The sequence below is a fragment of the Sphingomonas sp. P2_B6 genome, from assembly GCF_056404755.1.
Genome location: NZ_JBFUDK010000029.1, coordinates 20,952 through 29,799, shown reverse-complemented (window position 1 = coordinate 29,799; position 8,848 = coordinate 20,952). Strand labels below are relative to the sequence as shown.

7 protein-coding genes and 1 pseudogene are annotated in these 8,848 nt (G+C 61.9%); 2 read left to right on the top strand and 6 right to left on the bottom strand.

Annotated elements, in window-relative coordinates:
• Positions 1–193 precede the first annotated feature (193 nt).
• From AC1DX5_RS23885 to AC1DX5_RS23875, 3 genes are all read right to left on the bottom strand, one after another.
• Positions 194–421, bottom strand: a complete 228-nt coding sequence (locus AC1DX5_RS23885) for a DUF6429 family protein (protein WP_465174478.1) — start codon at positions 419–421, stop codon at positions 194–196.
• 602 nt (positions 422–1,023) lie between these two features.
• Positions 1,024–1,380: a DUF7662 domain-containing protein gene (locus AC1DX5_RS23880; protein ID WP_465174479.1), complete on the bottom strand. Its 357-nt coding sequence runs from the start codon at positions 1,378–1,380 to the stop codon at positions 1,024–1,026.
• A gap of 240 nt (positions 1,381–1,620) precedes the next feature.
• Positions 1,621–2,223 carry an NIF family HAD-type phosphatase gene (locus AC1DX5_RS23875; protein ID WP_465174480.1) on the bottom strand — a complete coding sequence of 201 codons (603 nt, stop codon included), beginning with the start codon at positions 2,221–2,223 and terminating at the stop codon, positions 1,621–1,623.
• A 346-nt stretch (positions 2,224–2,569) separates the two neighbouring features.
• Between AC1DX5_RS23875 and AC1DX5_RS23870 the strand changes: the two genes are divergently transcribed.
• A complete protein-coding gene (locus tag AC1DX5_RS23870) occupies positions 2,570–2,950 on the top strand; it encodes a hypothetical protein (RefSeq protein ID WP_478017782.1) in 381 nt (126 codons plus the stop codon).
• Positions 2,951–3,051: 101 nt separating this feature from the next.
• Here AC1DX5_RS23870 and AC1DX5_RS23865 read toward each other — a convergent pair.
• Positions 3,052–3,356 (bottom strand): annotated as a pseudogene (locus tag AC1DX5_RS23865) (transposase); the annotation flags it as partial.
• Between the two features lie 333 nt (positions 3,357–3,689).
• The gene (locus AC1DX5_RS23860) at positions 3,690–3,896 is read right to left on the bottom strand and encodes a hypothetical protein (protein WP_465170203.1); all 207 of its coding nucleotides are present in this window, start codon (positions 3,894–3,896) and stop codon (positions 3,690–3,692) included.
• 13 nt (positions 3,897–3,909) lie between these two features.
• On the opposite strand from AC1DX5_RS23860, the gene AC1DX5_RS23855 reads away from it, so the two are divergent.
• A complete protein-coding gene (locus AC1DX5_RS23855; protein WP_465170204.1) occupies positions 3,910–5,241 on the top strand; it encodes a hypothetical protein in 1,332 nt (443 codons plus the stop codon).
• 500 nt (positions 5,242–5,741) lie between these two features.
• Here the strand turns inward: AC1DX5_RS23855 and uvrA are convergent, their stop codons facing one another.
• Positions 5,742–8,780 (bottom strand): excinuclease ABC subunit UvrA, encoded by a 3,039-nt coding sequence (gene uvrA, locus AC1DX5_RS23850; RefSeq protein ID WP_478017779.1) that lies wholly within the window; start codon positions 8,778–8,780, stop codon positions 5,742–5,744.
• Between the last annotated feature and the right edge of the window lie 68 nt (positions 8,781–8,848).

Below are 8,848 nucleotides of genomic sequence, written 5' to 3'. Positions count from 1 at the left end.
CGGGCGGCAGGGCGGCGGCCCGCGGCGTGGGCGGCTTGATCCGTGAACGCGCGCGGGCGCTGGACCCGGCGTTGCATCGGGCGAGCGGTCTGCCGGAGTGTGACAATGGCGTGCTTTGGCAGCGTGCTTTGAAGGGGGTGGATATGGGGAAGCAGGCATCGTGGTCGGCCTTGAGCCGGGATAGGCGGGCCGCTCACTCCTCGCCGAACAACCGGGCGAACGCGGCCTCTGCCGCGACCAGGCCCTCGTCGGTGAAGACCACCGACTTGTTCCTGTTGCGCGGATTGTCGAGCAGGCCCTTTGCGTAAAGCCGATCGGTGGCGCCCCAGTCGAAACCATTCCAGGCGCGGCGACCGTCGTGCAGTCCGAGATAGAGCAGCGCGAGCGTGGCTTCATCGATCCTGTCATGGTCGATCGGCATGGGGGGATTGGAACTCAGATTACGGTGGCGGTCAACGGCTTTGGTGCGGTTTTAGTTGTTAGTCAAAAAGCACAGTTGCTGCGATTCCGCGATATCACCGCAACACCGCTACAATAGACATCAAGAGGCTCGCGCCGGGCAAGCCGATTATTATACCAACAGCCGTTAACGCCATGAACGGACGGTCCTTGTCGTTGAACGAATGTACGACGGCCACCATGGCGCCCCATCTGTTCAACGGTGGCTTATTAGCGTTGTGGTTACCGGCTCGGCTGGGGACAGCGCTCGCCTCATGTCGCGGAATTTTTTTCACCTTTTTCATACCGCGAACTCCATAAAAGAACCTGATCATCTTCTTCCGGATCCGTCACCTGCCATTCCGCAGTGTTAGCTCCATGTTGACGATGCGATTACAGCGGATGTGAGGCTCCACGCGGCACCCGCGCTTTCCTTGAGAAAATCAGATGACATCCACTCCCCCTGTGGAAGGAAAGTCGCCTAGACCCGACGTGCCCCAACCGCGCATTGCCTAGGTTTAACGAGCGTCCGAGGGTCGAAGCCTAGAGGCTTTATGCCCCGCCGGAGCCTGGCCGCGATGTCCATCACCCCCGAATAAGGATTTCGATGGCATCGACGGGAACATTGAAATTCGCGGCCAACCCCGCCTTAGCTTGGGCTATCGTGAGCGGGCGCACGGCAGGCGCGTCACCGGTCTCTTGCGCCCCGACATAGCGGAACGTGACCTTCTCGTTTGCGAGATCGACATCAAAGGCGTTCCAACCGGCACTTTGCCATGCCAAGCCTTGAGCGCGGTCTTGGTTTGCCCACCAAGCGGCATATTGCCGGGCGCTTGGGGGGAGCGGAAAACCCAAAACCTGTTCCACATCGTTGAATGTGGCATTCCATGATTCACCGTCCAACGATCCAAGATGAAGCGTAAGGTTGATATACTTAGACATTAGCGCATCCTAAGGGCCGGAAACGCTAAAATACATGATCCTCGTTATATGTCAACTGTGTGTATAATATGCCTTAGACGCCCATGTAATGCAATCCAGACCGCTGGCCGTCAACGGACGAGACCACAATCGCAGAGCGTCACGGCGGGACCAAAACCGGCGACGCCCGCGTCGGATGCGCCCGCGCGGGGCCACCGGGGGTTAAGAAAGCGGGCACCGTATCCTCTGCCCAGCAAAACCTCACGAAAGGTCGGGCGTGCTCAGCCTGTCGCGCCAGCGCCGCTTTTCGATGGTGCGGACGTTCGGCTCGTCCTTCAGGCTGGCCAGATAGCGGGCGAGGTCGACCAGTTCCGCGTCATCCTCCGCGCCATCATAGGCACGCGGATAGATCGCGTTGCCATAGTTGCGGATGCATTTCTCGGGAGTATCGTCGACGATCAGCACGCGCTGGAGCGGCCACCCGGCCTTTCGCACCTTGGTGAGCGGCTTGAGGTAATGGAGATGGTCCCAGGGATCGAGCATATAGCCATCGTCATTGGGCGACACGCGGCGAAGCGTCGCGCGGCTGCGACCCCAGACGAAGTGAAGCGCGGCCGGATCGGGGAAGATCCGGTCCACCACCGCCTGGACATAGGCGTCCGACGCGGAGGACCAGACGGCCAGTTCGAAATGCCGGGCACATACGGCGAGGAACGTATCGAGATGGGGTCGGCGATAGACGTGATAGCCATAGACCGAGAAGTCGGCTGGCCGAGCCAGCGGCGTCTCGGTCGCGTAGATCAGCGTCTCGTCCAGGTCGAGGATGAGGAGGGTTCTATCTGGAGATGGGTGTGCGGGTGGCATGATGGACGCAGGCTAGCGCAGGGAACACAGGCTTGTCTTGCGGTTCGCTCGGCGAGGATTTGGTTCGTGCCGAGTCCTCGAAACCACTCTGCAATACCCTCGGTGGGCGCCATTGCGGTAGGCGCTCGGGGTAGTAATTAGTAAACTGTCACCGTAATTCCCGCATGCCGGCAAATTTGTTTTGTTGCTGTAACGAGCGCGACACTGGTCTACGTTACTCTCGCCGACCAGGCGGTGTGACCCGTGAAGCGCTTGAGGCGCTGGATCGAGCATTGCATCGACGACCAGGCTGCGGGCGCCGCAGCAGTGGCGTGCTTTGGCAGCGCACTTTGAAATGGGGGTGGATATGGGCAAGCAGGTAATCGTGGTCGGCTTCGATCCGGCCAGCATCGATTTCACGAGCGACTTCTTTCGCGGCAAGCCGATCACGGCGCAATCGATCCAGGCCGGGATCGATGCGGATCGCGAACGGGTGGCGGCGGCCGGGCACGATGCGGAATGGGTGATGGTGTCCTATTCCGGCGACCCCGCAGCCGAGGCTGCGCGTTTGCGCGAACGACTGGCCGCGAGACCCGCCGAACTGGTCGTGATCGGCGGTGGCGTCCGGCTGGACCCGGCATCGACGCCGATGCTTGAGGCGCTGGTCAATGCGGCGGCGACGGCCGGTGCGCGGCTGGGCTTCAACACCAGCCCGACCGATATCGCGGAGGCGGTGGAGCGGGGCTGATCGGCATCGGTGGGGTTGAGGTTGAGGCCGAACGACGCTGAAGGCGGCGTTGCGGCCAATTAGTGCACCGTCACTGTAATTCGTCACTGTAATTCGGCAACTGCGCGCGTCAGGATCACGGTTGCCGCCTCGTTAGAGCAGGCTGCGCAGATGCCGGTCGCCGCGCCGCGAGATATGGCCGTCATAATCGACCTCGGCCGATTGGATATCGCCGGGTGGTTAGCCCCAGCCACGCCCCCATCGCGCGGTTTTTCTTGACGTTCTGCGGCTCCTCGATCGCTGTGACAAAGGACGTCGCACTGACCGTGCCGACCCCGAGGATCGACATCAGCAGTCGGCACGATGCGTCGGTGCGCGCTGTGGCGACGAGCTGCCGGCTGAGGTCAGCGGCCTGGCCGCGCAACGCCCGCGATCACCCCATGTAATTCGTCAACGGGTTGATGCGGGGATAAAGACTGTGCAATTCGACGCTCGATTAAAATGTACGGTACCAGAGATTAATTGGCCTCATGCGACGGCCACCGAACTCTTTAAGGATGACGCTGATGGCACTCAGTTATGCCGTCGCCATGAAATGCCCTCGTACCAACCGGGAGATATGATTCATGTATATTCTAAAAATTCGTCCCCGGTGGCTGTACTTAATACTCTCCGGCATTTGCTGGCCAGCCTGCGCACAAACGACCCTGCAACATGTTTCGAACAACACCGCCCTTCAAACATTATCCACTGTCACTCTTCAACGAATCATACGCGATGGGTTCTCGACGGCGGGAGATTCTCCACCTGTCACTTTTACCGCCAGTGCCAGCGCGTGTGCCCTGAACAGCGGCGCAGGCGACGGCGTGTCCCAGGTGCCCAGTGCAAACGGAAAATGCTGGCTTGCATCGACCACGTTGTTGGATATTCGAATGCCCGGCGGGGCGACGACGGCATCATCGTCCATCAACGCGACAGCTTTGACTAACATAGTCAATGCCGCCGGGGTCGCCTATGTGCCCGAAGGGCGCTTTCCGACGAATATCGGCTCTTCAGTAATGCCCGCTCCTTTGAAAGGGGTTGGCCAGATTGGAGATTCCTCGGGAAATTGGCGGGCGCCAAAATTCGACCTGATAAGGCAGGCACCATCAGCTTTGGGAACATATTCATCGCCCGACACCGCATTCAATGGTGATTGGCGTCACGCCGCTGGAGAAGAGTACCGCATCTACGGCGCCGCTACGCTCGGCCAGCCTTCTACGGGATACCAATTCACGCCCGAGGCATCGCCGCATTATCTTTCGATCTACAATGCATCCGGCTGGAATCAATCAACGTCAGGCAATGACGGGCGCACGGCGGCGGTCGGCTATCGCATTCAAAGCTATCAGGCGGGGCAAGGCGATCTGATCAATTTCAGTGGTACGTGCTTCGTGACGGGGCAACGAGCCGGCGCCACCAATTTTCTCGCCAACCCCGCGTGCAGCCTGTTCGCGGGCGATGCCTTTGCCGGTCAAGACGGAGTGTATCTCAATCCCATCGAGATCAATCTCGATGACCAAGGCAATGACGTTGCTGGCATCGGTGCGGTGTTCAACCTGCGGCGTACAAGCGCGATCGGGAATCTCGGCACGATGTGGGCAGGCGTCAGGCTGCAGCAGCAAGGCATCGGAGCTGTCGACACCGCGTGGAGCGCCACCGGCAAATATCGGTTCGGCCTCGATTTCTCAGGTGCGACGTTCGGCACCGACCAAGCCGCGCTCACCATCGCGAGGGGCCAGCGCATTTACGGCAACACAACCAATTCGGACCCCAACCTTCGCTTTCCCACTGCACTCGGAAACGACTGGATATCCAATGAAGCGACGATCCAAGGCTGGGAGTTCGTCGTTGCCGGCTCCAGTCAGCTTCAGATCAACGCGTCGCAGGTTACGGCCCTTCAGCCGGTTGCAGCCGTTGCCCTTACAGGGACCGCGAACAACTCGGCCGTCACACTTGCCGGACCTGGTTTCGTCGGCTCCGGAGCCTCCGTCGCCTGCGCAACAGGCCATAGCTGCGATCAAGTCTCCGGGACTTATACACTCAATACGGGCAGCGGCTCACTCTCAATCGGCCCTGTCCTAACGCTGACTTTCGGGATCGGACGGGGCCGTATTCCGAACTGCGCCATCAGCCTGCAAAGAAATGGAGCACCGCCCACGCCCCTCCTTGTCGCCAAGGTCGCGGCGACGTCTGGCATCACGTTTTATCCCGGTGCGGCTCTGACCGCTTCTAGCAGCTACAGTCTCGACTATTTCTGCGGCGGATCGTGACGGATTGACCCTCGCCTGATGTGAGGCGTCGTGAAGTCACTCACAACGCCTCACGCTCATGTGAAAACGATCTCGAAACAGCGCATTCTCGAAGGATTCTTTCATCTCCGCCATCCCTCGTCACGGGAATAGTTGGATGTGGGATGAACGCAGACGACGTTTGCGGGGGTAGTAAGAGAGAAGCGGCGACGGTGATACCGACTGGTCGAACTTTGCTCTTCTTTCCTTCGGAGAAAAGCAACCCTTCGACATGCTCAGGGCGAGCGGAGAAGGTGATCTCAGATTCCAGCCGCTCGTTTCATGGCCTCACTCGCGGGCGAAGGGCGGAAGGCAGCTTCGAATTCGGGTCGATGCAGACCCTCTTGCTTGCCCCCTGCCTTCTGGCGACTCGGTGATTTCGCGGGTGTCACACTCAGCCTTCCGCGGCTGCACGGCTCCCTCCCCTCCTTCTGAGAGAGAGAGAGAGAGAGAGAGAGAGAGAGAGAGACTAGGGAGAGAAATTATTCCGCCGCCACCCGCTCCCGCCCGCGCTCCAAGAGCGGCGCGAGATATTGCCCGGTGAACGATCCCTTGGTCTTCGCCACCTTCTCCGGCGTGCCCTCGGCGACGATCTCCCCGCCCTTCACGCCGCCCTCCGGCCCGAGGTCGAGCACCCAGTCGGCGGTCTTGATGACATCCAGATTGTGCTCGATGACCACCACCGTGTTGCCCTGGTCGACCAGCGCGTGGAGCACTTCGAGCAGCTTGCGCACGTCCTCGAAATGCAGGCCGGTGGTGGGCTCGTCGAGGATGTAGAGGGTCTGGCCGGTCGCGCGGCGGGACAGTTCCTTGGCCAGCTTGACGCGTTGCGCTTCGCCGCCCGACAGAGTCGTCGCCTGCTGGCCGACCTTGACGTAACCGAGACCGACCTCCGCCAGCATCGCCATCTTGTCGCGGATCGGGGGGACGGCCTTGAAGAACTCGACCGCGTCCTCGACCGTCATGTCGAGCACGTCGGCGATCGACTTGCCCTTGAACTTCACCTCGAGCGTCTCCCGGTTGTAGCGGGCGCCGTGGCACACGTCGCACGTCACATAGACGTCGGGCAGGAAGTGCATCTCGATCTTGAGCAGGCCGTCACCCTGGCAGGCCYCGCACCGGCCGCCCTTGACGTTGAAACTGAACCGGCCGGGCTTGTAGCCGCGCGCCTGGCTTTCGGGCAGGCCGGCGAACCAGTCGCGGATCTGAGTGAAAGCGCCGGTATAGGTCGCGGGGTTGGAGCGCGGGGTGCGGCCGATCGGCGACTGATCGATGTCGATCACCTTGTCGAGATATTGCAGGCCGCTGATCTTCTCATGCTTGCCGGCGAGCACGCGCGCGCCGTTGAGCTGGCGCGCGGCGGCGGCATAGAGCGTGTCGATGGTGAAGCTCGACTTGCCCGAGCCCGACACACCGGTGATGCAGGTGAAGGTGCCGAGCGGCAGGCTGGCGGTGACGCCGCGCAGATTGTTGGCGGTGGCGTTGTGCACCGTCAGCTTCTTGCCGTTGCCCTTGCGTCGCGTCGTGGGCACCGCGACCTCGCGTGTGCCGTTGAGATAATCCGCGGTGACGCTGCCCGTCGACGTCAGGATGTCGTCGAGCGTTCCCTCGGCCACGACCGCGCCGCCATGGACGCCGGCGCCGGGGCCCATATCGATGATGTAATCGGCCGAGCGGATCGCATCCTCGTCATGCTCGACCACCAGCACGGTATTGCCGAGATCGCGCAGGCGCCGGAGCGTCTTCAAGAGCATGTCGTTGTCGCGCTGGTGCAGGCCGATSSTCGGCTCGTCSAGCACGTARAGCACGCCCGAGAGGCCCGAGCCGATCTGCGASGCSAGGCGRATGCGCTGGCTCTCACCGCCCGACAGCGTGCCCGAGGTGCGATCCAGGTTGAGATAATCCAGCCCGACATTGTTGAGGAAGCCGAGCCGTTCGAGGATCTCCTTGAGGATGCGTTCGGCAATGGCGTTCTGCTGCGTCGTCAGATCCGACGGGATGGCGGTGAACCAGGCGAGCGCATCGACCACCGACAAATGGGTGACCGAGGAGATGTCGCGCATGCCGATCTTGACCGCCAGCGCCTCGGGCTTGAGGCGGGCGCCGTGGCAGACCTCGCACGCAGCGCTGCTCTGGTACTTCGACAGCTCCTCGCGCATCCAGGCGCTTTCGGTCTGGAGCATGCGGCGGTTGAGGTTGCCGATGACGCCCTCGAAGGGCTTGCGCACGTCGTACGACTTCTTGCCGTCGATAAAGGTCAGCGTGACGGGCTTGCCGGCGGTGCCGTGCAGGATGATCAGCTTCACTTCGCCGGGCAGATCCTCCCAGGGCGTGTCGAGGCTGAAGCCGAATTCGCGCGCCAGGCTGCCCAGCACCTGCATGTAATAGGGCGAAGGCGGGTTGGATTTCGCCCAGGGGACGATCGCGCCCTTCTTGATGGAGAGCGCATGGTTGGGAACGACGAGTTCCTCGTCGAACAGCAGCTTCTCGCCGAGGCCGTCGCATGCGGGGCATGCGCCTTGCGGGGCGTTGAAGGAGAAGAGGCGTGGCTCGATCTCGGCGATGGTGAAGCCGGAGACCGGGCAGGCGAATTTTTCGGAGAACACGATGCGGTTGGCGGGGATGCCGGTGTTCTTCATCTTGCCTTCGGGGACGAAGGTCTGGGGGGCTTCCTTGACCTTACTCCCCTCCCGCTTGCGGGAGGGGTCGGGGGAGGGCGTGTCACCAAGGGCGGCGCTGCTTGCGGACAGGCCCTCCCCTAGCCCCTCCCGCGAGCGGGAGGGGGATATTTCGGCCACCGTCGTATCGACCAGATCCACATAGGCCAGCCCCTCGGCCAGCTTCAGCGCGGTCTCGAAGCTGTCGGCGAGGCGCGTGGACATGTCGGGGCCGACGACGAGGCGGTCGACCACCACCTCGATGTCGTGCTTGAATTTCTTGTCGAGCGCGGGGGCTTCGTCGATCTCGTACAGTTCGCCGTCGATGCGGACGCGGGTGAAGCCCGCTTTCTGCCACTCGAGCATTTCCTTGCGATATTCGCCCTTGCGGCCGCGCACGACGGGGGCGAGCAGGTACAGGCGCGTGCCCTCGGGCAGATCCATGACCCGGTCGACCATCTGGCTGACGGTCTGCGCTGCGATCGGCAGGCCGGTCTCGGGCGAATAGGGAATGCCGACGCGCGCCCAGAGCAGGCGCATGTAATCATAGACCTCGGTGACGGTCGCGACGGTCGAACGCGGGTTGCGGCTGGTGGTCTTCTGCTCGATCGAGATGGCGGGCGACAGGCCCTCGATATGGTCGACATCGGGCTTCTGCATCAGCTCGAGGAACTGGCGGGCATAGGCCGAGAGCGACTCGACATAGCGCCGCTGCCCCTCGGCATAGATGGTGTCGAAGGCCAGGCTCGACTTGCCCGAGCCGGACAGGCCGGTGATCACCGTGAGCGTGTCGCGCGGGATGTCGATCGAGACATCCTTGAGGTTGTGCTCGCGCGCGCCGCGCACGGAGATATGGGTCAGCATAGACCGTTATGTTCCATATTTGTTCGGATTCGGCAAGAGCCGCTACCGGGCAATATAGGAACGCGCGG